The organism is Streptomyces sp. NPDC005004 (assembly GCF_053600675.1).
In genome coordinates this window covers 1-25,986 of sequence record NZ_JBSGAH010000033.1, presented here as the reverse complement: position 1 = coordinate 25,986, position 25,986 = coordinate 1, and the positions used below count along the sequence as shown (strand labels likewise).

General features: G+C 70.1%; 19 protein-coding genes and 1 pseudogene. 8 read left to right on the top strand and 12 right to left on the bottom strand.

Going from position 1 to position 25,986, the window contains the following annotated elements; all coding sequences use genetic code 11:
• Positions 1-30: 30 nt before the first annotated feature.
• From ACWEEU_RS29390 to ACWEEU_RS29380, 3 genes are all read right to left on the bottom strand, one after another.
• Positions 31-1,227 carry a beta-1,3-glucanase family protein gene (locus ACWEEU_RS29390; protein ID WP_385748695.1) on the bottom strand — a complete coding sequence of 399 codons (1,197 nt, stop codon included), beginning with the start codon at positions 1,225-1,227 and terminating at the stop codon, positions 31-33.
• A gap of 132 nt (positions 1,228-1,359) precedes the next feature.
• Entirely contained in the window at positions 1,360-2,640 is a 1,281-nt protein-coding gene (locus tag ACWEEU_RS29385) for a ricin-type beta-trefoil lectin domain protein (RefSeq protein ID WP_385748698.1), read from the bottom strand.
• Between the two features lie 381 nt (positions 2,641-3,021).
• A complete protein-coding gene (locus tag ACWEEU_RS29380; RefSeq protein ID WP_451736501.1) occupies positions 3,022-3,477 on the bottom strand; it encodes an Lrp/AsnC family transcriptional regulator in 456 nt (151 codons plus the stop codon).
• 93 nt (positions 3,478-3,570) lie between these two features.
• On the opposite strand from ACWEEU_RS29380, the gene ACWEEU_RS29375 reads away from it, so the two are divergent.
• Entirely contained in the window at positions 3,571-4,044 is a 474-nt protein-coding gene (locus ACWEEU_RS29375) for a rhodanese-like domain-containing protein (RefSeq protein WP_385748703.1), read from the top strand.
• Positions 4,045-4,054: 10 nt separating this feature from the next.
• Here the strand turns inward: ACWEEU_RS29375 and ACWEEU_RS29370 are convergent, their stop codons facing one another.
• Both ACWEEU_RS29370 and ACWEEU_RS29365 read right to left on the bottom strand, forming a co-directional pair.
• Positions 4,055-4,864 carry a hypothetical protein gene (locus tag ACWEEU_RS29370; protein ID WP_451736498.1) on the bottom strand — a complete coding sequence of 270 codons (810 nt, stop codon included), beginning with the start codon at positions 4,862-4,864 and terminating at the stop codon, positions 4,055-4,057.
• Positions 4,865-4,915: 51 nt separating this feature from the next.
• Entirely contained in the window at positions 4,916-5,908 is a 993-nt protein-coding gene (locus tag ACWEEU_RS29365) for a TIGR01777 family oxidoreductase (protein ID WP_451736496.1), read from the bottom strand.
• Between the two features lie 523 nt (positions 5,909-6,431).
• Here ACWEEU_RS29365 and ACWEEU_RS29360 point away from each other — a divergent pair.
• From ACWEEU_RS29360 to ACWEEU_RS29345, 4 genes are all read left to right on the top strand, one after another.
• The gene (locus ACWEEU_RS29360; RefSeq protein WP_451736493.1) at positions 6,432-7,460 is read left to right on the top strand and encodes a substrate-binding domain-containing protein; all 1,029 of its coding nucleotides are present in this window, start codon (positions 6,432-6,434) and stop codon (positions 7,458-7,460) included.
• 179 nt (positions 7,461-7,639) lie between these two features.
• Complete coding sequence (locus ACWEEU_RS29355) at positions 7,640-8,635, top strand: ABC transporter permease (RefSeq protein WP_385748714.1); 996 nt, start codon at positions 7,640-7,642, stop codon at positions 8,633-8,635.
• Positions 8,632-9,468, top strand: a complete 837-nt coding sequence (locus ACWEEU_RS29350; RefSeq protein WP_451736489.1) for an ATP-binding cassette domain-containing protein — start codon at positions 8,632-8,634, stop codon at positions 9,466-9,468. Before ACWEEU_RS29355 ends, ACWEEU_RS29350 begins: the two co-directional genes overlap by 4 nt.
• 148 nt (positions 9,469-9,616) lie before the next feature.
• Positions 9,617-10,642 (top strand): LacI family DNA-binding transcriptional regulator, encoded by a 1,026-nt coding sequence (locus tag ACWEEU_RS29345; RefSeq protein ID WP_451736487.1) that lies wholly within the window; start codon positions 9,617-9,619, stop codon positions 10,640-10,642.
• 232 nt (positions 10,643-10,874) lie between these two features.
• Here the strand turns inward: ACWEEU_RS29345 and ACWEEU_RS29340 are convergent, their stop codons facing one another.
• Together ACWEEU_RS29340 and ACWEEU_RS29335 are read right to left on the bottom strand one after the other, a co-directional pair.
• Positions 10,875-14,168, bottom strand: a complete 3,294-nt coding sequence (locus tag ACWEEU_RS29340) for a TIM-barrel domain-containing protein (protein WP_451736484.1) — start codon at positions 14,166-14,168, stop codon at positions 10,875-10,877.
• Between the two features lie 204 nt (positions 14,169-14,372).
• Positions 14,373-14,634 (bottom strand): annotated as a pseudogene (locus ACWEEU_RS29335) (TetR/AcrR family transcriptional regulator); the annotation flags it as partial.
• Between ACWEEU_RS29335 and ACWEEU_RS29330 the strand changes: the two are divergent.
• Both ACWEEU_RS29330 and ACWEEU_RS29325 read left to right on the top strand, forming a co-directional pair.
• Positions 14,593-14,982: a hypothetical protein gene (locus ACWEEU_RS29330; protein ID WP_451736481.1), complete on the top strand. Its 390-nt coding sequence runs from the start codon at positions 14,593-14,595 to the stop codon at positions 14,980-14,982. The pseudogene ACWEEU_RS29335 and the gene ACWEEU_RS29330 overlap by 42 nt on opposite strands.
• A 318-nt stretch (positions 14,983-15,300) precedes the next feature.
• Positions 15,301-17,145 carry a glycoside hydrolase family 76 protein gene (locus ACWEEU_RS29325; RefSeq protein ID WP_451736478.1) on the top strand — a complete coding sequence of 615 codons (1,845 nt, stop codon included), beginning with the start codon at positions 15,301-15,303 and terminating at the stop codon, positions 17,143-17,145.
• A 23-nt stretch (positions 17,146-17,168) separates the two neighbouring features.
• Here the strand turns inward: ACWEEU_RS29325 and ACWEEU_RS29320 are convergent, their stop codons facing one another.
• The 5 genes from ACWEEU_RS29320 to ACWEEU_RS29300 form a co-directional block, all read right to left on the bottom strand.
• Positions 17,169-18,188, bottom strand: coding sequence for an ABC transporter permease (locus ACWEEU_RS29320; RefSeq protein ID WP_451736476.1), 1,020 nt, complete (start codon positions 18,186-18,188; stop codon positions 17,169-17,171).
• On the bottom strand, positions 18,185-19,150 hold the full coding sequence (locus ACWEEU_RS29315) for an ABC transporter permease (protein ID WP_451736473.1): 966 nt from the start codon (positions 19,148-19,150) through the stop codon (positions 18,185-18,187). Before ACWEEU_RS29315 ends, ACWEEU_RS29320 begins: the two co-directional genes overlap by 4 nt.
• Positions 19,143-20,684 carry a sugar ABC transporter ATP-binding protein gene (locus tag ACWEEU_RS29310; RefSeq protein ID WP_451736470.1) on the bottom strand — a complete coding sequence of 514 codons (1,542 nt, stop codon included), beginning with the start codon at positions 20,682-20,684 and terminating at the stop codon, positions 19,143-19,145. The genes ACWEEU_RS29315 and ACWEEU_RS29310 overlap by 8 nt, the downstream gene beginning before the upstream one ends.
• Positions 20,685-20,828: 144 nt before the next feature.
• Positions 20,829-21,911, bottom strand: a complete 1,083-nt coding sequence (locus tag ACWEEU_RS29305) for an ABC transporter substrate-binding protein (RefSeq protein WP_199588093.1) — start codon at positions 21,909-21,911, stop codon at positions 20,829-20,831.
• A gap of 159 nt (positions 21,912-22,070) precedes the next feature.
• Positions 22,071-23,108 (bottom strand): LacI family DNA-binding transcriptional regulator, encoded by a 1,038-nt coding sequence (locus ACWEEU_RS29300; RefSeq protein WP_385750073.1) that lies wholly within the window; start codon positions 23,106-23,108, stop codon positions 22,071-22,073.
• 218 nt (positions 23,109-23,326) lie between these two features.
• Between ACWEEU_RS29300 and ACWEEU_RS29295 the strand changes: the two genes are divergently transcribed.
• Positions 23,327-25,894 (top strand): PA14 domain-containing protein, encoded by a 2,568-nt coding sequence (locus ACWEEU_RS29295; RefSeq protein WP_451736538.1) that lies wholly within the window; start codon positions 23,327-23,329, stop codon positions 25,892-25,894.
• Positions 25,895-25,986: the final 92 nt, after the last annotated feature.

The following is a 25,986-nucleotide window of genomic DNA, read 5'->3' as shown; positions in this document are numbered from 1 at the left end:
TCCGGCCGTCGGGTGCGGCGGAGGGGCGGGTCAGAAGGCCGTCAGGGTGAGGGTGAAGCCCGAGGGGGACGTGTCCTGGATGAAGGAGGCGAAGTCGGCGACGTCGTCGAAGGCGAAGCCGTAGGCCTTGCCGTCCTTGGTGGCCTCGTGGATCGCCTTGGAGTAGTGGTTGGTCAGCTCGGCCTTGTAGAAGGCGGCCGCGTCGGTGCTGGGCTGCGCGGTGTCGGTGAGCAGCGTGGAGCGGTTGAACCCGGCGCCGAGGACGGCGGCGACCGGACCGGTGGTGCCGTCGTTCGGGGCGGCGAGCTTGCCGTCGCAGAAGAGGACGTCACGGGTGGAGGGCTTGTCGAAGGACACCGAGGCCGGTCCGTCGAAGGTGAACTTCTCGCCGCGCACCCGGCCGGTGAACGTGCCGGCATTGGTGGTGATCTTGAGATCCTTGCCGGTGAAGGTGGACCACACCTCGTCGATGTACGGCGCGAAGTAGTCCTTGGCGAAGATGCCCGCGTCCAGGCCGTGACCCGGGGCGATGATGCGCTTGTCGTCCACGACGAGGCCCGCGAAGTCCTCGACCTGCTTGACGGCGGCGAAGGCGGCGGCGCGCCCCCCGTCGCGGATGGCGCCCGTGGTCTGGTCCTTCTCGCCGGTGAGACGGATGTTCATCGGCACGCTGAACATGTCGACCATGGTGGTGTTGCAGAACATGCCGCTCGCGTTGTACGTGAACTCGGCGCAGTCGTGCAGGATGCCGAAGTTGGGGTCGGACTTGACCCAGCCGGCCGGGAACTGGAGCGCGGCGTTGCCGTTGCCGTCGGTCACGGCCTTGAACTTGAGCTTGTCGCCGAGCGAGACGTAGATGCGGCCCGACATGAAGGGCAGGGACAGCTTGGTCTCGGTGCCCGAGAGCGAGATGGCGTAGTCGGTGAAGCCGTCGGCGCCGTTGTCGGAGACGGCGATGGGGGCGAGGGTGCCGTCCGGGGTGAGGCGGACCTGCTTGCCGTCCTGGTTGCCGACGACGTAGACGTGGATGTTGGCGTTGTCGAACGAGCCGGTGTTGTTGACGACGGTCACCGGGAGCGCGCCGGAGGCCGCCTTGGTCTTGTTGGCGGGCTGGTCCGCGAGCGCGAAGGGAGCGATGGCGGCCGCGGCGGGGATGGCGACGGCGGCACCACCGAGGCCGATCATCAGCTTGCGACGGGTCAGGTTGCGCTGGTGACGAGGCGTCATGCGAGGGGCTCCTTGCGGTGGGGACCCGGGGTGGGGCCGGGTGCTCGGTGGGGGGGAGGTGAAGTCGTCTGCCGCGTGGGGGGGGGTGAGTGCCGGGTCAGGACGGGATACGTCCCGCCGGGGCGGCTCGGTTCAGCCCACGGTCCACTTCTGGTTGGCGTTGCCGCCGCACGTCCAGATCTGCAGGCGGGTGCCGTCGGACGACGAACCGTCCTTGGCGTCCAGGCACTTGTCCGCCCCGACGTTGGTCAGGTCGCCGGCGGAGCTGTAGCCCCACTGCTGGGCCTTGCTGCCGTTGCAGCGGTAGAGCTGGACGGGGGCGCCGTTGTCGGTCGAACCGCCCTTGACGTCGAGGCACTTGCCGAGAGCGCGGACGGTGCCGTCGGTGCCGAGGGTCCACTTCTGGGCGTCGGCGCCGTTGCAGTCGTGCAACTGGATCGGGGTCTCGTCGGCGTCGGAGGCGCCCGCGACGTCCACGCACATGCCGCCGATGCCCTTGATGGCGCCGGTGCGGGCGGTGCCGCTGCCGCCACCGGAGGTGGGCTGGTCCGAGGCGGAGACGTGGACGTAGTCGACGGTCATCGTCTGCGGGAAGGAGGTGCTGCCGTCGGGACCGCCGGGCCAGTCGCCGCCGACCGCGAGGTTGAGGATCATGAAGAACGGGTGGTCGTAGACCCACTTGTTGCCGTTCACGTCGGCCGGGGTGCGGGTCTCGTAGTTGTGGCCGTCGACGGACCAGGTGATGGCGTTGGGGCTCCAGTCGACCGCGAAGACGTGGAAGTCGTCGGCGAACGCCTTGCCGTCGGGCGCGTTGTAGGGGGCGCCGATGCCGTTCGCGCCGGAGTAGCCGGGGCCGTGGATGGTGCCGTGCACCGTGCTCGGCTCGTTGCCGACGTTCTCCATGATGTCGATCTCACCGCTGTTGGGCCAGCCGGCGCTGCCGAGGTTGTCGCCCAGCATCCAGAAGGCGGGCCACATGCCCTTGCCGCGCGGGATCTTGATGCGGGCTTCGAAGTGGCCGTACTTCTGGGTGAAGGTCTGCGCGGTGTTGAGCCGGGCCGAGGTGAACTGGCAGGGGCCGTTCCAGCACTGCAGGCCCGAGTCGGTGTTCTTGCGGGCGGTGATGACGAGGTTGCCCTTGCCGTCGAGCGCCGCGTTGTCCGTGCTCTTGGTGTAGTACTGCAGCTCGTGGTTGCCGTTGCCGTTGCCGCCTGTCTCCAGCGTCCACTTGGACGAGTCGGGAGCCTTGCCGGCCGGGCCGTCGAAGTCGTCGGACCAGGTCAGGGCGGACGCGGCGTCGGCTCTGTGCGCGGCGGGACCGGTCGTGGTGTAGAGGACGGCCGAGGCGAGAGCGGCGGTGATCAGACACACCAGCCCTGCGAGTGACCATCGGCGTGCGCGATGAGCGGCCATGACGGGGAAACACCTTGTCTGTGGGGGGAGTTGCGGGTGGGGACTGTTGGGAGAAGCTGTTTGTTCGTCGGGGGCGTGCGCGGGAAGCCTGTCCGGGCTGCCCTGAGAGTGCGTGCGGCTCCGAGCGTCGTGCGGTGCACACCGGGCGCAGGGTCCAACCAGGGCCTGAGAGCGCTCTCTTGTGTGCGGGGGCGCCCGCTGGTGGGCCCTGACCATACGCACGTTCAATTGCCCCGGCCAACCGTCGCGGCGGGGCCAAATCCCCCTGAGCTGCGGTTAGCTGGGCAATTGCGTGCGGCGTCCAAGAACGTTTAAGGGCCGATTAACCCGCGCTTAAGAAGAACCGGACCAGGTGGGGCCGGCGGCCGGGCGGTGGCGTCGTCAGGAACTCGCCGCGGTGATCGGGCGGTTGGGCAGGGGGCTGGAGTAGACGACGCTGGTGGTGACGGAGCCGAGGCCGGCGATGCGGCCGGTGGTCCGTTCCAGGTCGCGCATGGAGCGGGCGGCGACCTTCAGGACGAAGCAGTCCTCGCCGGTGACGTGGTGGGCCTCCAGGATCTCGGGAGTCGTGGCGAGGAGGTCCTCGAAGGGCTTGTAGTTGGCGTGCGGGTAGCGCAGCCGTACGAAGGCCAGGATGCCGAGGCCGAGGCGCTCGGGGTCCACGACCGCGGCGTAACCGCGTATCACGCCGCTCTCTTCGAGCCTGCGGACGCGTTCGGTGACGGCGCTGGGAGACATCGACACGGCCCGGGCCAGCTCGGCGTAGCTGGCCCGTCCGTCGCGCTGGAGGGCCGCCAGGATGCGCAGGTCGGTGTCGTCGAGGGATTCAACGGTCATGGGCGATTATCGCCACGGGATTCCCTGACGGTGGTCCGTCACGCCGTGGATCTTCGGTTCCGTCCGGGCGGCGTGCTTCGTAGGGTCCTTCCCATGACCGACATCGACACGAGCCCGGCGCTCCGGGTACCGCCCGCCTCCCCCGCCGAAGCCGCCGCGTTCTTCACCGCACGTCTGACCTTCCAGGCGGACGTCTCCGACGTGCACGCCTCACTCGGAGCCGGCGACCCGGGATTCGTCCTGGTCGACTCGCGGGGCGTGGAGGGCTGGGAGCAGGGGCGCATACCGGGGGCGGTGCATCTGCCCGGTGCCGAGATCGCCTCGCGCGCCTCCGAGTCGCTGGACCCCTCGGTGCCGGTCATCACCTACTGCTGGGGTCCCGGCTGCGACGGAGCCACCCGCGCGGCGCTCGCGCTCGCCCGGCTCGGCTACCGGGTCAAGGAGATGATCGGGGGCTTCGAGTACTGGGTCCGGGAAGGGTTCGCGGTGGAGACGGCGGCGGGGACCGAACGGTACGCGGTGGACAGGCTGACGGCGCCCGTCGGGGCTGCTGCGTGCGGGTGTTGAGCGGGTTGGGTCACGGCGTGGCAGGGCGTGTCACTTCCCGGGCGTTCTCCCAGTGCCGGTCGAAGTACGACTTGAAGTACGCCGCGGCCTCGCTGTCCTCGATGCGGATGCCCTGGACGCGGTCGCCGACGGTGAAAGCGAGGAACACCGCGCTCGTGTCCATGATGGCCATGCTCATGAGGTCGGCCTTGATGGGCCAGGTGACCTCGCGGAAGGTGTAGCTGCGCAGGTGGCGGGTCTGTTCGCGGTGCCGTGCGGTCCAGCCCGCGTATCCCCGGGACGAGCCGAGGCAGAACAGGCGGCGTACCGATCCGCCGTCGCGCGCCCAGTCGAGCACGGCCTGGAAGTAGCCCTCGAAGGCGGGGGACGACGCGCTGAAGTCGTCCGGGGTCTCAAGGCGCATGTACCAGGCGTCCATGTGGCTGGGGTGGCGGTGGACGAGGTAGTCGATCTCCGCCTGGTAGAAGGCCGCCGCGTCCGGGTAGTGCTCGATGCGGGACGCGTTCACCTGGTCGAAGTCCCGGCGCAGCGCCGCGGCTTCGGCGCGGAGTGCGGCCAGTTCGTCGCGCGTCGAGGCGAGCGGGACGAGGGAGCGCAGGATCGCGTACACGGCGGTGAACAGGAACGGCATCTGCCAGGCGGCGGACAGCCCGAAGAGCGCGGCCGTCACCGAACCGCAGACGGCCACGAGACAGGCGATGGCCAGCCCCCGCTGGTCCCAGCGCTCCAGAAAGCCTTCCGGCTCCGGGTCCTGCGCGGTACGCGAACGGGCCATGCCCACCTCGGGGTCTCGGTGTTCCACCGGGCGGGTGGACCTCATCCAGCCATTTCCCGGACGGCGCCGACCTCAATCGCCGTTGCGCGCTCCATGTCAGACACCCGTACCTCGAATTCCTCCGCACACCCGGCGCGAGCCCGCTTCACGCATCACCCCGGCCCGCTGAACGAGGGACGCCGCGGCCTTCTCCCACTCGGGGAAGGCGAAAGCGAACCCCGCCGCGGCCAGTCGTCCCGGTACCACCCGGCGGCTCTTGAACAGCAGTTCCGTGTCCGAGCGCAGCGCGAACGCGCCCAGTTCGGCCATCCAGCGCGTGGCGGGCAACCCCAGGGGGACGCCCCAGGCTGTGCGCAGCGCGCGCATGAAGTCGCGGTGTGGAAGGGGGCCCGGGGAGGAGAGGTTCACCGGGCCGTCGAGGTCGTCTCGGGCGATCAGGAAATCCACCGCCCGCACGAAGTCCTCGTCGTGGATCCAGGACACGTACTGCGCGCCGCCCGCCACCGGACCGCCCAGTCCGAGTCGCACCAGTTGTGACAGTACGTCGAACACCCCGCCCCGGTCGGGGCTCATGACCATCGCCGCGCGCAGCGCCACCTTGCGGGTCGCGGGAGTCGGCGCCTCGGCCTGCGCGCGCTCCCAGTTCTTCGCGATCTGGACGCTGTAGGCCCAGTAGTCCGGCACGAGGTCCTCGGAGCCACCGATCACTCCGGTCGCCTCGTCGTTCGCCGCGTCGAAGCGGTGGGCGTAGACCGTCGCCGTACTCATCTGCAGCCAGACGCGCGGCGGCCGCGAGGCGGCGGCGATCGCCTCGCCGACGACCCGGGTGGAGTCGACTCGGGAGTCCATCATGGCTTGCAGGTTCTCGGCGGTGTAGCGGCAGGAGACGCTGCGTCCGGCCAGGTTGATCACGACGTCGCAGCCGTCGATCGCCGCTGCCCAGGGGCCGAGAGTGGTCCCGTCCCAGCCGATGTCGTGCGCCCGCGCGGGACGCCGGGTCAGCACCGTGACCTCGTGACCCGCCGCCGTCAGCGCACGGTCGAGAACCGCGCCCACCTGTCCGGTTCCCCCGGGCAGCACTACCTTCATCGAATCCCCCTCGGCTTCGCTCGGCATGAGCGTAGCCCTTCTTTTTGAACACGTTCAACTCAGCGGGTCGCCGCAGGGCGGGGCGACGCGAGGCAGGGGTCGAAGAGCCCGTCGGAGGCGGGGGCGATCAGAGGATCAGGCAAGGGTCCGCCCACCCGGCGTATGGCGTCGTCACGCTTCCCGCCGGACAGTGACACGGCAAGTGGAATGCGGACGGGCGCCGGTCGCACGCGTCAGGGCTTCGCCGGGGACGGACAGGTGCACCGATGATGCGTCACCGCTCCGGGGGGGTCAACCGTCCTGCAGGGACTGGTTCTTGAGCCGCGCGAGGCGAATTCGACACGGGTGACGGCGAACGCGTGCGTTGCCGATTTGTGACAAGTACAAGCCATTGACGTTGCCGGGAAAGGGCGTCCATCATCCTCGCCATGCCGTGTCAACGATGACATAAGTCAACGATGACACCTCGGGACGGCATGCACCGATGCCGGCCGCGCCGCTCGCAATCCCGCAGGAGTCGTTCATGTCTCGCATCACCCGCCAGCGTTCGACCGTCCTCAGAGCCGCCGCGTGTCTGGGTGTCGCGGCGCTCACCCTCACCGCCTGCGGTTCCGGCTCCGGTTCGGGTTCGGGGTCCGCGGGCTCCGGCTCGGGCGGGGTCAAGGTGGGTCTGATCACCAAGACCGACACCAACCCGTTCTTCGTGAAGATGAAGGAGGGCGCGGAGCGGGCAGCGAAGCAGAACCACGCCCAGCTGATGACCGCCGCGGGCAAGTTCGACGGGGACAACGCCGGGCAGGTCACCGCCATCGAGAACATGGTGGCCTCGGGGGTGAAGGGCATCCTGATCACGCCGAGCGACTCCAAGGCGATCGTCCCCGCGATCCAGAAGGCCCAGGCCAAGGGTGTCCTGGTCATCGCGCTGGACACGCCCACCGAGCCGCAGAGCGCGGTCGACGCGCTGTTCGCGACGGACAACCTCAAGGCAGGGGAGCTGATCGGGCAGTACGCCAAGGCCGCGATGAAGGGCAAGAAGGCGAAGATCGCCACCCTCGACCTCGCGCCCGGTGTCTCCGTCGGCGTCCAGCGGCACGACGGCTTCCTGAAGGGCTTCGGGGTCGGCGCCAAGGACCCGTCGGTCGTCTGCTCGCAGGACACCGCGGGCGACCAGGCCAAGGGGCAGACCGCGATGGAGAACTGCCTCCAGAAGGAACCTGGCATCAACGTCGTCTACACCATCAACGAGCCCGCCGCACTGGGCGCTTACACCGCGCTGAAGGCCAAGGGCCGCGAGAAGGACGTCCTGATCGTCTCCGTCGACGGCGGCTGCACCGGCACCAAGGCCGTCAAGAGCGGGCAGATCGCGGCCACCGCGCAGCAGTACCCGCTGAAGATGGCGGCCGAGGGCGTCAAGGCCGTGGTCACGTACGCCAAGAACGGCAAGAAGGCGTCCGGTTACACCGACACGGGCGTCAACCTGATCACCGACAAGCCCCAGTCCGGGGTCACCTCGAAGGACACCGCGTACGGCCTGGACAACTGCTGGGGCTGATCCGCCCCGCGGCCGCACGCCACCGACCGGGGCGGCCGTCCCTACTCCCCTGAGGGACGGCCGCCCCTCCCTTCCTCAACGCCTTCTCGTGCCGGACCACTTCGCGGCCGGGGCACTCCGGCCACTCCCGCGATCCCCGCCCCGAGGTCCTCCCGCAAGACCCTCGACAAGGACTCCGTATGACAGCCACGACCACGCCGTACGCCGATCTCTCGGCGCCCGGTACGGCGCGCCGACTGCTCACGGCGCCGACCACCGGCCCGTTGGCCGCGCTTCTGATCGCCTGTGTCTTCTTCTCGCTCTCCACCGACCAGTTCCTGACCGGCGGGAACTTCTCGCTGATCGTGCAGCAGGTCATGGTCGTGGGGACGCTCGCCATCGGGCAGACCCTGATCATCCTCACCGCCGGCATCGATCTGTCGTGCGGCGCGGTGATGGCGTTCGGCAGCATCATGATGGCCAGGATGGCTGCCGAGGGCACGCTGCCGCCCCTGCTCGCGATCGGGCTCGGGCTGCTGGTGTGTGCCGGATTCGGGCTGCTGAACGGGGCGCTGACGGAGAAGATCCCGCTGCCTCCGTTCATCGTGACGCTCGGGATGCTCAACGTGGCGTTCGCGCTGACCCACATCTACTCGAAGGAGCAGACGGTCACCCAACTGCCCGGGATGCTGACGGCACTTGGGCAGACGTTCCCGCTCGGGCACACCGACATCACCTACGGGTCGCTGGTGACCATCGCCCTGTTCCTGCTCTTCGCCTACGCGTTGAGCAGCACCGGCTGGGGCCGGCACGTGTACGCCCTGGGCAACAGCGTGGAGGCGGCGCGGCTGAACGGCGTGCGCACCTCGCGGCTGACCATCGGCGTGTACACCGTCGCCGGGCTGCTGTACGGCGTGGCCGCGCTGCTGCTCATCTCCCGTACGGGGGTGGGCGATCCGCAGGCGGGGCAGACCGACAACCTGGACTCCATCACCGCGGTGGTCATCGGCGGGACGAGTCTGTTCGGCGGGCGCGGTTCGGTGCTGGGCACGTTCATCGGTGTCCTGATCGTCGGCGTCTTCCGCAACGGGCTCCAGCTGATGGGCGTCGCGTCCATCTATCAGACGCTCATCACCGGAATCCTGGTGATCCTCGCGGTGACCGTCGACCAGTTCTCCCGGAAGAAGGCCCGATGAGCGCCGCCGACTCCCCCACCCCCATCCTCCAGGCGCGTGGTCTGGTCAAGCGGTACGGGCAGGTCACCGCGATCGACGGGGCCGATTTCGATCTGCTGCCCGGTGAGGTCCTGGCCGTCATCGGGGACAACGGGGCGGGCAAGACCAGCCTGATCAAGGCGCTGACCGGGGCGCTGGTGCCGGACGCGGGTGAGATCCGGCTCCACGGGGAGCCGATCCGGTTCTCGGGGCCGCAGAGCGCGCGGGCGCACGGGATCGAGACGGTGCACCAGGACCTGGCGGTCGCCGCGTCGATGGACATCGCGTCGAACATGTTCCTCGGCCGTGAGCTGCGGCGTCCCGGGGTGCTCGGCAGCGTCTTCCGGATGCTGGACAAGAAGCGGATGCGGCAGGAGGCGGCCGGGCACATGGCGGATCTGAAGATCGGGCTGCGTTCGCTCACCCAGGCCGTCGAGACGTTGTCGGGCGGGCAGCGGCAGGCCGTCGCGGTCGCGCGGTCGGTCGCCTGGGCACGCAGTGTCGTGGTCATGGACGAGCCGACCGCCGCGCTCGGTGTGAAGGAGTCCGGCCAGGTGCTGGACCTGATCCGGCGGGTGAAGGACCGGGGACTGCCCGTCGTCCTGATCAGCCACAACATGCCGCACGTCTTCGAGATCGCGGACCGCGTCCATGTGCACCGGCTCGGGAAGCGGGCGGCGGTGATCAAACCGTCGGACTACTCGATGGCGGAGGTGGTCGCGATCATGACCGGCGCGCTCACCGTCGACGAGAGCGGGGATACTGTCGTCGCCGACTCCGAGGCCGTGAAGGCCGCCGGGGTCGAGACCCCCTGACACCCGGGCCGCGACCCCGCCGACACCCGGGGTCGAGCCCTCTCTGACACCGCGGGGCCGGCGCCGACGCCGGTCCGGCGCGTCAGCACTCACGCGTCTCCGGCCGAGGCCGCGGCCGGAGGCGACGAGCACAGGAGACGTGTGCCCCATGGCAGCGAACCGCCGCCCCACTCTGGCCGACGTCGCACGCGAGGTCGGTGTCAGCGCCAAGACGGTCTCCCGCGTCCTCAACGAGGACGGGCCCGCCTCGGCGGGGACCAGGGAGCGGGTGCTCGCCGCCGTCGCCCGCCTCGGCTTCCAGCCGAACCTGATGGCCCGCAACATCCGTGTCGGCGGTCCTGACACCACCATCGGGCTCGTGGTGCCCGATCTGGGCAATCCGTTCTTCGGCGCGGTGGCCGGGAGCATCGAGGACAGCGTCCGCGAGCGAGGACTGACCCTGCTGATGGGTTCCTCGACGGACGACGCGGGCCGCGAGCGGGCGTTGACGGACAAGTTCCTGGCGCGCCGGGTCAGCATCCTCATGGTGGTGCCGTCCGTGGGCGCCGATCATTCCCATCTCAAGCCGCATCGCGCGGCGGGACTTCCGGTGGTCTTCGTCGACCGGCCGGGCGCGGGGCTGTCGACGGACAGCGTGGTCAGCTCCAATCGCGAGGGTGCGCGCGCGGGCGTCGCCCATCTGATCGCCCACGGGCATCGCCGGATCGGTTTCGTGGGCGATCTGCCGACCAAGCTCTACACGCGTCGCGAACGGCTCGCCGGGTACCGCGAGGCGCTGCGGGAGGCGGGGTTGCCGGACGACCGGCTGCTGGTGGCGAGCGCCCACGACCAGCGCGGTGCGGGTGAGGCGACGGCGCGGCTGCTCGCGCTGCCCGATCCGCCGACGGCGCTGTTCGCGGGGAACAACATCGTCGCCGTCGGTGTCGTCGCCCGCCTCGCCCGCGACCGGCGCAAGGACGTGGCCGTGGTGGCCTTCGACGACATCGCGCTCGCGGACGCGCTCGAACCGGCCCTCACGGTGGTCGCCCAGAACCCCGAGGAGATAGGCCGCACGGCCGCGGTCACCGCTCTGTCCCGGCTGGACGGCGACCGCAGCCGGGTCCGTACGGTCACGGTGCCGACGCGACTGATCGCGCGGGGGTCGGGTGAGCAAGGGGCACAGGGGGGCACGTGACGGCGCGACCCGTGTGTGAGGGACGGCCGCCGATCGCGAACGCGGTTGCCTGTCAGCCGGTGTTCCTCGGTGATCGCCAGGCCGCATAGGGCGGGGCACGGTTCCGTGGGGGTCGTTGGGTGGGGCGAGGCCCCGGCCCGGTCGGCGTGGCCGTCCGGGCCGGGGCGTGCTGACCGTCCGACGGTCAGCCACTGGATCGAGGGCGCTCGACTCCGCTCAACTTCGTTCCTGGCTACCGGTACTCGACGGTCACGCCGGTCCGGACCGAGACGGCGGGCAGGGTGACCGTGAGGGATTCGGTGTCCGCGTCCCACTTCCAGGCCGAGTGGGCCAGTTGCCTGTTGCCGGCCGTCATCCGCGTCGGGGCGTGGTCCGCGCCCTGGAAGGTGACCGTCCAGGAGCGGCGGGCGACCTGTCCGTGGAAGGAGCCCTTGGCCGGGCCGATGCGGAGGGTGTGGCGCCCGGAGTGCTCGGTGTAGTGGAGGCGGGTGGTGGCCGCGCGGTGGCGGGAGGGGGTGCTCACGCCGTCGTCCTCGTAGAGGGTGAAGGAGCCGGGCGCGCCGGTCGCGACCGAGACGGCGACCTTGTCGAGCGGGGTCCCCGCGTCGTGGTCCACGTCGGTGGCCCGGGTGGTGACGATGCCGCCCGCGCGGACGAAGACCGGCATGGTGTCGAGGGTGGTGGTCACGTCGTACGTGGCGCCGCCGGTGCCCGCGCTGTAGGTGCGGCCGGTGAAGTAGTCGGTCCACTGGCCGGGCGGGAACCACACCGAGGTGGTGGTGCTGGTGCCGGGGGCGGTGACGGGTGCGACGAGCATGTCGGGGCCGTAGAGGTACTCGCCACCCGCCTTGCCGTAGGCGTTCTCCTCCTCGGGGTAGTCGAGGTAGAGCGGCCGGGTGATCGGGACGCCGGTGGTGTTCGCCTGCTGGGCCAGTGTGTACGTGTACGGCACGAGGGATTCGCGCAGGTTGAGGAACTTGCTCGCGGAGTCGCGGGCCGCGTCGCCGTACTGCCAGGGGAGCCGGTCGCTGTGGTTGCTGTGCAGCCGGTCGACTGGCTGGAAGGTGCCGAACTGCACCCAGCGGGCGTAGAGGTCGTCGGGGAGCTTGGTGGTGCGGTGGCTGTGGCCGTCGTCGGTGGTGTAGGTCTCGGCGCCGGGGATGCCGTGGCCGTCGACGTGGCCGCCGATGTCGTGGCTGACGGCCGCCATGCCGGTGGCGACGGATTCGCCGGGGGTGTAGCCCACCTCGGCGCGCAGGGTGCCCCAGGTGGAGTAGGTGTCGCCGGTGAAGTGCAGTGTGCTGCGCTTGTCGGCCCAGGGGCCGGTGGGCAGGCCGACGCCGCCGCTGTAGCCGCCCGCCTGGAGGGAGCCGTAGGCCCGCGAGAGGACGAAGCCCCGCTCACTGGTCTCGGCGGTCAGGTCGGCGTACTTCTGGTTGATCCAGGCGTCCGGGGTGACACCCGGCTGCGAGGAGCGGGAGGCGTCGCAGCACCAGTCCAGCCACCAGAAGTCGTTCCCGGCCCGGTCGAAGGGGCGGTGCAGGTCGAGGTACGCCTTGAGCTGGTCCGGGTCGCCGAAGTCGAACGTACGGCACGCCGAGCCCGCGCCGCCGGCGCAACCGCCCTTGGCCAGCTTGTTCTTGGCGGTCGCCATCGCCTTCGCGTACTGCGGGTCGGACTCCAGGATGCTCGGGTGCACGTTGAGCGTGTTGTGCAGGCCCTCGGCGGTAGACCAGTCGAAGAACCCCTTGGGATCGGGGTATTTGTTCGGGTCGAAGTTCCAGCCGCTCCACGTGTTGGGCGACTTGAAGTCGGTGTCCGTGACCAGCACGTCCAGCGGGACGCCCGCCTTGCGGAACGCGGGGAGGATGGTCTTCTCGTAGTCGTCGGCCGTGCGGTCGATGTACTCCGAGTACCAGACGCCGTAGGCCCAGCGGGGCAGCAACTGCGGCGGCCCGGTCAGGGTGGCCAGGTCGGTGAGGCCCTGCTTGTAGTCGTGGCCGTAGCCGAAGAGGTAACCGTCCTGGTAGGGACCGGCGCCGTGGGAGGGGCGCGGGACGGCCTTCTCGGTGCGGGTGTCGTACGTCGCGGAGGCGGTGTCGTCGAGCAGGTACCAGCCGTCGCGGTGCAGCAGACCAGGTGTGGTGCGGGGGTTGGGGTCGTTGTCGCCGTTGACCCCGTCGAGGCTGCGCCGGTAGCCGCCGAGGGCGAGGTGGGGCTGGGGGGCCGGGTCCGTGCGGGCGGTCACCGCGAGGGTGTCCGCGTTGACGTGACAGCTCGTGGTGTCGGGGCAGTTGAGCGTGACGTCGTTGGTGCCTGCCTTCAACTGCACCGGTACGGAGGCCGACTTCCAGGTGTCCCAGTTGTCGGTCGCCGGGAGGGTGAGGGTGGCGTCGGTGCCCGCTCCGGTACCGACGCGTACCTCGCGGGCCTGGTGGAGGCCGTCGCCGCCCGTGCCGTTGGCGTAGCGCACGTGGAGGAGGTAGGTGCCGTCGGCGGGCACGTCGGTGACGTGGGCGGTGAGCCGGGCGTCCTTGTTCAGTTCGGCGGCGAAGCCGTCGCCGGAGTAGCCCTGGTGGTCGGTGGCGAGGACGGCGGACCCGGCGGGCAGGGTGTCCTCGGCCTCGCAAGCCGTGCCGAAGTGGCAGCCGGGCAGTGCCGTCGCGGCCTTGCCCGGATAGTCGGCGCCGGTGGTGAGCAGGGCCGCGCTGTCGATGTTGACGGCGCCGGAGTCGGTGGCGTTGCGGTGCAGCCGTACGGTGTGGTGGCCGGCGCCGAGCGCGAGCGGGATGCGGGCCACGCCCCAGGCGTTCCAGTCGGCGGTCGCGGGGAGGCTGAGGGTACGGTCCGCTCCCCCGTCCACGCTGAGGCTGAGGGTACGGGTCTCGTGGCGGCCGTCGGAGCCGGTGCCGTTGGCGTAGCGGACGGCGTAGTCGTAGGTGCCCGACTTGTCCGAACGCACGTCCGTGGTCAGGGAGTTGTTGGTCACCTCGAAGCCGGCGAGGAAGCCCTTGCCGGTGAACCCGGCGTGGTCGGTGGCGAGTCCGGGTCCGTCGTGGAGCTGGTCCTCGGCCTCGCACAACGTGCCGACCGCGCAGTCCGGGTGCTGCCAGGGCGCGGCGAGCACCTGGTCCTGGCCCGCCTTCAGCCGGACGGTCAGGTTGTCGGCGGAGAAGGGCCCCGAGCCGACCTCGTAGCGCAGGGTCAGGGCGCTGGTGGTGAGGGTCAGGACGCCGTCCTTGACGGACGAGGTGTACGCGGGCGGCGTGAAGCCGTCTCTGCCGATCGCGTTGAACGTCGCGCTGTCCTCGAAGCGGTTGTCCCCGGCGTACTCCGTGCGGATCAGGGTCGGGGACAGCACCTGGAATCTGGCGTTCTGGACGGCCACGGTGGACGTGCGGGCGGGCTTGGCCGCCGGGCTCGCGGTCGCCGGATCGGCGCAGGTCAGCCCGAGGGCCGCCGTCGCGCAGACGAGGACGATCCGGGTGAGCCGTCCGCGGGGTGAACGGGACAGGGGTGGTCGCACGGCACGCTCCATGGGGGGCAACGGCGCTCTCGCGAGCGCGGTGGACGTACGGAGACGACGAGTGCACTGGACTGCCGGTCGGACCGGCGTGGCTACAACGTTGTAAAGCCGGTCCTCAGGCATGAGAACATGCCGTCCCTGCGGTGTCCACAGGTGTAACTCGCCTCTTTGGCAACGGGGTTCACGGATCGCTCGGCACGTGGGTCACGAGGCGTGCGCGTCGCGCCCGACCAGGGACAGCTCGGACACCAGCGCGCGGGCGATGTCGGCGAAGTACCGCTCGTCCGCGTCGGGGGGCGAGGCCGAGGGTGACGCCCTGGCCGAGGCCGGCGAACAGGTCCCTCAGCGCCGTGGTCAGACGTTGCGCCTGATACGGGGTCACGACGCCACCGTTGTACGGTCGTCCGGTGAACAACGCAACGAGGTGACTCTCCTGCGCCCGGACGGAGGCGGCGAGCCGGCCGCCTCCGCCCCGCTCGGGGGGCTGCTCGGCGTTCCCGTCTGGCTGCTGATCGTCGCGGGTGGGTCCCTGCTGACCTGCGGCGGCATCGAACCGGGCAGCACACGCAGCCGTCCGATGCGCGCGTACACGCGGCTGATGGTCGGATACGGCACGGGCTGGGTGCTGACGGCCCGCGTCGGCCTCCTGGTGGCGTGGCGGGGCGGCAGCGCCGGGGGCGAGGTGTGGGTGGGGTACCAGGCGGCTCGCGTCCCTGGTCTTCGCCGTATTGTTGACCGCGTCCGCTCCGGCACGGGCGGTCTCCCTTCCCGCCGCAGACGTCGTTTCCCGGCTTGCGCGAACTGGTCCGGCTGACGGCCCTGTTCTGCCGGGAGAACCAGTACCGGACGGACATCCCCGACGACGAGGACCTGCTGGGGATCTACGACACCTACACCGTGGGCGGGCTCTGACGGGGCGGCTCAGGGCGAGCGCAGATGCGCCGGTACGGGGCCGGACGAGGGAGGCCGGGGCTCAGGGGCGCGTTCCGGCCGAGTCCGTTCCGGGGCTGGACAGACCCTTCCGGCGGTGCTGTCGTGCACATGACCGGAATGGTTCAACGTTGGAAAGCTTTGGATCACTCTGATTGCTCGGCCCCTTGGACGAACGGACGACCGACAGGACGGACGCGCCATGCCGACTCGCAGACATCGACTTCTCGGTGGACTTCTCGCACTGGCCCTCGCGTTGGGCGGGCTCCTTGCCCTGCCCGCGCCGTCCGTCGCGGCGACGGCGGTGTGCGCGCTGGCGTGTGACACGCTCGACCCGTCAAAGGCGAAGCAGGAGAGTTTTCCGGTGGGCGACCGGAACATCAACGGGCGGGTGCTACGGCTGCACGTGTCCGAGGCGGACGACATGGCGTGGGCGAGCATCGACCAGGGTGTGCAGGGGGATTCCGTCTGGCTGGACCGCAGCGGGGACCGGGGAAACACCTGGGACGGGCTGCTGGGCAAGGCGAGCATCCCCGGCTCGTGGACCGGTACGCGGACGCTGATGTACAACGTCACCGACCCGGTGGCACACCGGCGCGGCTGGGTCCGGGCCTGCGGGGACGCCGGGGCGGTGACCTGCACGGACTGGTTCCGGCCGCAGGTGTGCGACGGCTCGGCCTGTGACGGCGCCGATCCGGCGACGGCGGCGGGCGACACGCGCCCCGTGCCCGCGACCACGCTGTACGGCCGCACGATCAGCCTCCACATGGACCAGACCACCGGCACGGCCTGGGGTGTCGTCGAGAACGGCGGGGCGGGGGACGAGGTCTGGCTCGACCGGTCCTGGGACGAGGGCGGGAGCTGGCCGGAGGGATCGTCGCTGGGTCGCACCTCCGTGACGTCCGGTGCGTCCTCCGCCCGTACGAAGATGTTCGCCACCCGCGATCCGCGCGGTCTGCTGTACGGCGGCGCCGTACGGGCCTGCGGGCGCGAGGCGTCGCACCAGGACGGCGGTTGCACGGCGTGGGCGCGGCCGGTGCCCACTCGGGCGCGTGCGGCGGCGGACGCTCTCGTGGCGTCGTATCAGGTGAACGAGGGCTGGTGGCGCAGCAGTTGGTGGAACTCGGCGGTGGCACTCACCTCGCTGATCGACTTCGCGCGCACCAGCGGACGGCACGACTACGACTGGGTGATCGCCCGGACCTTCGAGCAGAACGACGGCGTCTTCCCGGCGGGCGGCCGCGGTTCGGACCCGATCGAGGGGCACTTCATCAGCCGTGCGATCGACGACGCCGGGTGGTGGGCGGTGGCCTGGGTGGCCGCGTACGACTACACGCACGAGAAGCGGTATCTGGACGAGGCGGTCACCATCACGAACTACGTGCAGCAGTACTGGGACACCGGCACCTGTGGCGGCGGAGTCTGGTGGAACCGGGAGCGCACGTACAAGAACGCGGTGACCAACGGGCTCTATCTCTGGCTGGTGACCGCGCTGCACCAGCGGGTGTCCGGCGACACGACGTGGGGCGCGCGGGCGACGACGGCGGCGGACTGGTATCTCAACAGCGGCATGATCGGTTCGTCGGGTCTGGTGAACGACGGGCTGACCTCGTCGTGTGCCAACAACGGCCAGACGGTGTGGAGTTACAACCAGGGGCTGGCGATCGGCGCGTTCACCGAACTGTGGCGGTCGACCGGGCAGAGCCGTTATCTCGACACCGCCCGGCGGCTCGCGGACGCGGCGACGACCTCCTCGCAGCTCACCCGGAACGGTGTGCTGACCGAGTCCTGTGACATCGGGTCCGCGTCGTGCGACGACAACCAGAAGCAGTTCAAGGGCGTGTTCGTACGGCATCTGGCCGATCTCGCGGACGCCACCGGGTCGTCGGCCTACCGTACGTATCTCGCTCGGCAGGCCGACTCGCTGTGGGGCACCGACCGGGACGCGCTGAACCGGCTGGGGGCGCGCTGGACGGGTACGACGCCGAACCCGGTGGACTGGCGTACACAGGCGAGCGCGCTGGAGGCGTTGACGGCCGCCGGGTGAATCCGACGCCGGGGACGCCGTGCTCACCCCACGCGCCGCCGCCTCGCCAGCCACGTCTGGGCGATGACCACCAGGACGAGGAACGCCCCGCTGGCGACCTGCTGGTAGGCCGAGTCCAGGGAGCCGATCTGGTTGATGACGTTCTGGATGACCTTGAGCAGGAGCACGCCGACGAGGGAGCCGCTGACGTATCCGAGACCACCGGTGAGGAGGGTGCCGCCGATGACGACGGCGGCGATGGCGTCCAGCTCCATGCCGTAGCCGAGGATGGTGACGCCGGAGGCGAGGTAGGCGGCGCTGAGTGCGCCGGCGAGTCCCGCGAGGAGGCCGGAGAGGGTGTAGACGGCGATCTTGGTGCGGGCGACGGGGGCGCCCATGAGGGCGGCGGCCTGTTCGTTGCCGCCGATGGCGTAGACCCGTTGCCCGAAGGCGGTGCGGCGCAGCAGGACGCCGCCCGCCAGATACAGAACGGCGGTGATCCACACGGGTGTCGCCACGCCGAGCAGCTTGCTCTGGCCGAGGGTGGCGAAGAAGGAGCCCTTGGCGACGAGGTAGGTGTCGGCACCCTCGTCGGTGATGGCGAGCATGACGCCGCGGGCGGCGAGCATCGAGGCGAGGGTGACGATGAACGGGGCGAGGCCGGTGCGGGCCACGAGGAGGCCGTTGACCAGGCCGATCACCGCGCAGACGGTGAGCGGCAGCAGGAGGGCGACGACCGTGCCGTACTGCGAGCCCCAGGCGGCGAGGACCCCGCCGAGGACGAAGACGGAGCCCACCGAGAGGTCGATGCCGCCGCTGACGATGACGAAGGTCATGCCGAGCGCGACGGTGGCGAGGAACGCGGAGTTGACCGCGATGTTGCCGAGGTTGTCGCCGGTGGCGAAGGAGTCGAAGGACAGGGAGGCGACGGCGGCGAGGACGACGAGGGCCACCAGGGCGCCGTGCCGCTGGGCGAGGGCGGCGATGCGGTCGCCGCGCCGGGTGGTGTCCTCGGGGGGTGCCGCCTGGGGGGCGGTCGTGGGGTGTTCCTTGGTGCTGGTCACCGCTTGCCCCTCTCCCGTGCCGCGTACACCGCGAGCACGATGACCAGTGCCTGGGCGATCTGCGTCCAGGACGTGGGCAGATCGTGTTTGATGAGCGTGGCCGTCAGGAGCTGGATGAGTACGGCTCCGGCCACCGTGCCGCCGATCCTGACGCGTCCGCCGGTCAGCGGGGTGCCGCCGACCACGACGGCGGTGATGGCGGACAGTTCCATGAGATTGCCGAGCGAGCTGGGGTCGCTGGCCTGGAGGCGGGCCGTGGCCAGGAACCCGGCGATGGCCGCGAGGACACCCGAGCAGATGTAGACGGCGATGAGCACGCCGCGCACCGGGAGTCCGGCGAGCTGGGCGGCGGGCCGGCTGTCGCCGACGGCGAGGAGGCGGCGGCCGAAGACGGTCCGGCGCACGACGAAGCCGACGATCACGGCCAGGGCGGCCGCGATCAGTGCCAGGTACGGGATGCCGAGGACGCTTCCGGAGCCGAGCGAGGCCATGGTGGGGTCGCGCACGTCCTTGAGCTGGGGCAGCAGCACCAGCGCGATGCCGCGCCCGCCGACCATGAGCGCGAGGGTGGCGACGATCGGCTGCACGCCGACGTACGCGACGAGGGAGCCGTTGGCGAGTCCGACGACGGCGCCGCCGGCCATCGCGATGAGCAGCGCGAGCCAGGGGCCGTAGCCGAGGTAGAGCGAGGTGACGGAGGTGGCCAGCGCCATCACCGCGCCCACCGACAGGTCGATGCCCTCGGTGCCGATGGCCAGCGCCATGCCGAGCGCGACGATCAGGACGGGGGCGACCTGGACGGCCTGGGTGCGGAAGTTCTCGCCGGAGACGAAGTGGTCGGTGAAGAGCACGTTGAACAGCAGCAGGACGGCGAGTCCGAGGTAGACGCCGTAGTTCTGGAGCCAGGCGACCACCGCGGTCCGGTCGGCGAAAGCCCTTCTGTCGAGGGCGAGTTCAGTCATGGCGGGGTTCCTCCTCGGCCGCCTCGGCGATGGCCCGCATCAACTGGTCCTCGCTCACGTCGTCGCCGGTCAGCTCGCCGACGACGGCGCCGTCCCGGAGGACGACCACGCGGTCGGAGCCCTCGACCAGCTCCTCCACGTCGGAGGAGATCAGCAGGACGCCGAGGCCGTCCTCGGCCAGTTCGTCGATGAGTTTCTGCACCTCGGCCTTGGCGCCCACGTCGATGCCCCGGGTGGGTTCGTCCAGGAGCAGCACCTTGGGCTGCATGGCGAGCCAGCGGGCGAGGAGCACCTTCTGCTGGTTGCCGCCGGAGAGTTCGCCGGCCTTCTGGTGCGGGCTCGCTGCCTTGATCCGCAGGCGTTTCACGAAGGTGTCGACCACGCGGTCCACGCTCGCCTCGGAGACCAGGCCGAAGCGGGACATGCGGGGCAGCGCGGCCAGGGCGATGTTCTCCCGGACGGACAGGCCGGGCACGATCCCCTCGGTCTTGCGGTCCTCGGGCAGCAGGCTGATCCCGGCGCGGATCGCGGCCGGGGTGGAGCCGGTGCGCACGGGCTGTCCGGCCACGGTGACCCGGCCGCCCGCGAGCGCGAGGGCGCCCGCGATGGCCTTGGCGGTCTCGGTACGCCCCGAACCGAGCAGTCCGCCGAGCCCGACGACCTCGCCGGGGCGGATGTCCACCGAGACGTCGTGCAGCAGGTGCCGCTTGCTCAACTTCTCTGCCCTGAGGACCGGTTCGGTGCCCGCGTCGTGGTTTCCGGCGAACTTGGTGACGCCCTCCGCGCTGACCTCGCTCGTCTCCCTGCCGAGCATGAGCGAGACGAGCTGGAGGCGGCCGGTCTCGGCGAGCGGTCCGGTGTGCACCAGCTTGCCGTCGCGCAGCACGGTGACCGTGTCGCAGACGGCGTACAGCTCGTCCATGCGGTGGCTGACGTAGAGCACGGCGATGCCCTGGGACCTCAGTCGCCGGATGACGCCGAACAGCGTCTCCACCTCGCGGGGTTCGAGCGAGGAGGTGGGTTCGTCCATGACGACCACGCGGGCGTCGACGGAGACGGCGCGGGCGAGCGCGACCATCTGCTGGGCGCCGACGCCGAGTTCGCGCAGCGGGCGGCGGACGTCGACGTGGACGCCGTACTCGGCCATCGTCTCCGCCGCCTCGCGGTGCATCCGGGCGAAGTCGATCAGGCCGAAGCGGGTGCGCGGTTCGCGGCCGAGACAGAGGTTGCGGGCCACGCTCATCAGGGGGATGAGGTTGACCTCCTGGTAGATCGTGGAGATCCCGGCGTGCTGAGCGGCGAGCGGGGTGGAGAAGACGGCCGCCTCGCCGCGGTAACGCAGTTCGCCCTCGTCGGGGCGGTAGACGCCGGTGAGGACCTTGATCAGGGTGGACTTGCCCGCGCCGTTCTCGCCGACCAGGGCGTGTGTCTCACCGGCCCGGAGCGTGAACGTGACCCCGTCCAGGGCCAGTACACCGGGGAAGCGCTTGGTCAGGTCGCGTACGGCGAGTACTTCGTCGGGAGGTGCGGTCACGGCTGCTCTCCATGGGGGTCATGGGCGACGTGCCTGCTCGGGGCGCCGGGAGCGGTCGTTCCCCCGGCGCCTCACGATCACGAGCCGTCGGCAAGCCCTGTCGAACTCGACGGGCCGTGTGTGGCTCGGAGTCGCCTCGCGGCCTCAGAAGGCCTTGTCGAGGTCGGCCTTGGCGTTGGCGCTCGTGTACTGGCTGTCCTTGATGACGATGTCCTCGCCGACCGGCTTGCCCTGGGTGAAGGAGTCGAGCGTCGAGAAGGCCAGCGGTCCGAAGCGCGGGTTGGACTCGATGACGGCGCTGATCCAGCCGTCCGCGATGCCCTGGACGGCGTTGCGGGTGCCGTCGATGGTCACGATCTTCACCGCGCCCGGCTTCTTGCCCGCGCCCTTGAGGGCGTTGACGGCGCCGAGACCCATCTCGTCGTTCTCGGCGTAGATCGCCTTGATCCCGGGCTTGGACTGGATGAGCTGTTCGGTGACCGACTGGCCCTTCTCACGGGTGAACTCGCCGGTCTGCTTGAAGACGACCTTGAGTCCGGGGGCCTTGGCCTTGATCTGCTCCTCGAAGCCCTTGGTGCGCTCGGTGGTGACGTTGTTGCCCGCCGCGCCGAGCAGGATCGCGATCTCGCCCTTGCCGCCGGTGGCCTCGATGAGCTGGTCGGCGGCGCGCCGGCCCTGCTGGACGAAGTCGGAGCCGATGAAGCTCACGTAGTCCTTGCAGGGAGTGGCGTTGATCTGGCGGTCGATCGTGATGATCGGGATCTTCTTGGCGCGGGCGGACTGGAGCACCGGGTCCCAGCCGTCGGAGTTGAGGGGGGCGATGACGAGGAGCTTGGCGCCCTTGGCGATGAGGTCCTGTACGTCGCTGATCTGCTTGGAGAACTGCGACTGGGCGTTGGCGGTGAGCAGCTTGACGCCGCGCTTCTTGGCCTCGGCCTTGATGGAGGCGGTCTCCGCGATGCGGAAGGGGTTGGCCTCCTTCTCGGACTGCGAGAAGCCGACGACCGTCTTCGACAGGTCCAGCTTGTCGGCGCCGTAGTCGCCGATCACGCAGGTCTTGCCGCCACTGCCCTCTGCGACCTGCTTCCCGGCGTCGTTGTTCACGGCGGTGCTGCCCGAAGAGGCTTTGTCGTCCTCGGACTTGGTGCAGGCGGCGACGAGCGCCAGGCTGGCGGTGAGACCCACGGCGAGGATGGTTCTGGTGGTGCTGCGGGAGTGCGGCTTCATGCGGATTACCCCACTTCGGGACTGCGGAAGGCCGGTCCGGCGGTGACCAGATCAGGATGCTTTTTACATCGTTGCAAGGGCCGTGTAAACACCTCGGACAGCACGTCATCCAACCGCAATCCGTGCCAACTAAGCCTCGGTGTAGGGCGTTTGCGCTGGTCAGTCGGTACGGACGCGCCGCCCGAGCGTGCTCTCCCGCTCCACGAGCGTGAAGCCCGGCTGGAGTTGGCGGGCCGGTCGGGGCGCCTCGTGGTTCTGCTCGCCCTTGAGGCGGCCGACCACGGATTCCACGGCGAGGCGGGCGATCGCCACCTTGTCCGGGGAGACGGTGGTGAGCGTGACGGCGCCGTAGCGCGACTCGGTGATGTCGTCGAAGCCGACCACGGCCACGTCCTCGGGGATGCGCAGGCCGCGCTCGAACAGCACGCGCATGGCGCCGAGCGCGATCAGGTCGTTGTAGGCGAACACCCCGTCCGGCCGCTCCCCCGCGTCGAGCAGTGCGGCCATGGCCCGTGCGCCGTCCTCGTGGCCCCAGCCCTGGGTGGTGGCGACCAGGCGTTCGTCGGCGACGAGCCCTGAGGCGGCCAGTTCCGCCTGCCAGCCGATGAACCGCAGGTGGGCGGGCTGGTGGAGGCGGTCCTGGCGGGCGCCGAGGAAGGCGATGCGGCGGCGGCCGAGGGAGAGCAGATGGCGCACGGCGGCGCGGGCGGCGGCGATGTTGTCGATGACGATGTGGTCGTAGGGCAGGTCGTAGCGGCGCTCGCCGAGCAGGACGAGGGGCGCGTCGTCGCGGCGGGCGGCGAGGTCCTCGGTCTCCAGCTCCAGCGGGCTGAGGATCAGACCGTCCATGACCCGGGCGCGGAAGCCCTGACAGACCAGGATCTCCTGTTCGCGCAGGCCCTGGGTGTGGTCGAGCAGCACGGTGTACTCGTGCTGGGCGGCGGCGTCGATGACGGCGCCGGCCAGCTCCGCGAAGTAGGAGTTGCCGAGTTCGGGCACGGCCAGGCCGATGATTCCGGTCCGTCCCTTGCGCAAATGACGGGCGGTCAGGTTCGGCCGGTAGCCGAGTTCGTCGATGGCCTGCTGGACGCGGGCCCGCATGGCCGGTGTGACGTGCGGATAGTCGTTGACCACATTGGAGACGGTCTTCACGGAGACCCCCGCACGTTCGGCCACGTCCTTCAGGCTCACGCGCATCTGCTGTCCTCCCACGCCTCGTGTCAGACACCTGGACAGAGCGCAGGAGGCGTGTTCTCATGCCAACTGCCCTTGTTTCCAACGTTATACAAGATGTTCCGAAGCACGGGCAGAGCACGCACCCGCAACTCCGTTTCCCTCCGGAGGTACACGTGCATCCATCCTTCTCCCACCGCAGATTCCGTCCCGGCCGCTGGCTGGCCTCCGCCTTCACCGCCATGGCGCTGGTGCTGGCCGGTGCGGTCGGCTCCAAAGCCGCGCCCGCGGAACCCCGGGCGGCCGAGGCGCCCGTCGCCCACGGGCTCAAGGGCGAGTACTACACCCAATCCGCCCCCGGCGCCTTCGACTTCGCCACCCTCAAGGCGACCACCTTCGATCCGAGCCTCGACTTCCCCGACCTCGAACCGCGTCTGCAGGCCCGCACCGGGCAGCAGGACGACGTGAGCGTGCGCTGGACCGGCAAGCTCACACCGGCCACGAGCGGCGCCCACGTCTTCTCGATCACCGGGGACAACGGCTTCCGGCTCTGGATCGACGGCAAGTCCGTCATCGACCACTGGGTCGACGACTGGGACAAGGAGCAGACCTCGGCTCCCGTCACCCTGGAGGCGGGCCACGCCTACGACTTCAAGGTCGAGTACTTCGAGCACTACGGCGGCTCGAACCTGCATGTGCGCTGGACGCCGCCGGGCGGCAGCAAGCAGGCGATCCCGCAGTCGGCGTTCACGCTGCCCGACGGTTTCACCTACAACGGCCCCAACAGCGCGGCCATCCAGCCCGACGGCAAGACCCTCGTGCTGAACTTCGACCGCCCGCTCGCCGCTCCCCCGGCCGGCTTCGACGGCCACCTCGACATCGATGTCGGTGGCTCGGCGTGGCCGCGCGGCACCGCCCGTCTGGACGCCTCCGACCCGTCCAAGCTGGTCGTCCCGCTCACCGAGCCGGTCGTCGGCGGGCACGGCGGTTACGCGGACCTGCGCTACGACGGCAAGGGCGGTCTGACCGAGGCCGACGGCACCGCCGTGAGCGACTTCTGGAGCACCGGCACCAACAAGTCGACCTACCAGCTCCGCACCAAGTGGGCCGACAAGGTGAGCGCGAAGAACGCCCACCCGGAGTACCCGCGACCGCAGTTGACCCGCGACGCGTGGAAGAACCTCAACGGCACCTGGGAGTTCGCCGGTGCCAAGGCGGGCGAGCAGCCGCCCACCGGGAAGAAGCTGGCCGAGAAGATCCTCGTCCCGTACCCGGTGGAGTCCCAGCTCTCCGGGATCGAACGGCACGAGGACCGCATGTGGTACAAGCGGTCCTTCACCGTGCCGTCCGACTGGCGCGCGCACAAACAGCGGCTCCAGCTCAACTTCGACGCCGTGGACTGGCAGGCCGTGGTGTACGTCAACGGCCGCAAGGTCGGTGAGCACAAGGGCGGTTACGACCGGTTCAGCGTCGACGTGACGGACGCGCTGAAGAGGTCCGGCGCGCAGGAACTGATCGTCGGCGTCTACGACCCGACCGACTCGGCGAGCGGCGAGAACCCGCCGGTCGGCAAGCAGCGGATCGACCCCAGCGGCATCTGGTACACGCCGAGTTCGGGCATCTGGCAGACGGTGTGGATGGAGCCGGTCGCCCGCGACCACGCCGCGGACGTGAAGACCACCGCGGACCTCGCGAAGCGTTCGGTCGCGGTGGACGTGCGCGGGGTGCGTGACGGTGTGCCGGTCACGGCGGTGGCCTACGACGGCCGCCGCGAGGTGGGCCGGGCGCACGGCACCACCGGTACGGCGCTGAAGGTGCCGGTGCCGCATCCGCACGCCTGGACACCGGACGACCCGCATCTGTACAAGCTCAAGGTCACCGTGGGCAGGGGCGGTTCCGTCGACCGGGTGGGCAGCTACTTCGGTATGCGCTCCATCGAGGTCAAGACGGTGAACGGCAAGCAGCGCACGCTGCTCAACGGCAAGCCGGTCTACATGATGGCCACGCTCGACCAGGGCTTCTGGCCCGACGGTCTCTACACGGCCCCGACCGACGACGCCCTCGCCTACGACCTCAAGGTCCACAAGCAGCTCGGCTACAACTCGGTGCGCAAGCACATCAAGGTCGAGCCCGACCGCTGGTACTACTGGGCGGACAAGCTGGGTCTGCTGGTCTGGCAGGACATGCCGGCGATGAACACGGTCAACCCGTCGGCGTCCGCGCGCACGGAGTACGAGCACGAGCTCAAGCAGATGATCCAGCAGCACGACAGCCACCCCTCGGTGATCATGTGGGTCACCTTCAACGAGGGCTGGGGACAGTACGACCAGGCCCGGATCGCGGACTACGCCAAGTCCCTCGACCCGACCCGCCTGATCAACAACATGAGCGGCCTCAACTGCTGCGGCGCGGTGGACGGCGGCAACGGCGACATCGCCGACGCCCACGGCTATCCGAGCCCGCAGCTCCCGGCGGCCGACGGCAAACGGGCCCTGGTCAGCGGCGAGTACGGCGGCCTCGGCCTGGGTGTCCCCGGACACGCCTTCCCGGTCCAGATGACCTATGTGGGCGTCACCCCGGAGACCTACACCGATGTGTACCTCGACCGTCTGAAGGAGGTCGAGCAGCTCGCGGCCTGCAAGGGCGGCAACGGCGCCGTGTACACCCAGATCACGGACGTCGAGGGCGAGTTGAACGGGCTGATGACCTACGACCGCAAGGTCCTCAAGCCCGACGCGAAGCGGCTGCACGCCGCGCACGAGGCGCTGATCAAGGGCGCCGAGAACGGCACGCTCACCTGCACCTCCTGACCGCGCGGCCCGCCCCGCCTCCCCGGCTGGACCCCCGACGAGCAGGCGGAAGTGGAGAAGCTCCGCCGCCGTGAGCACGAACTCGCCCCGGC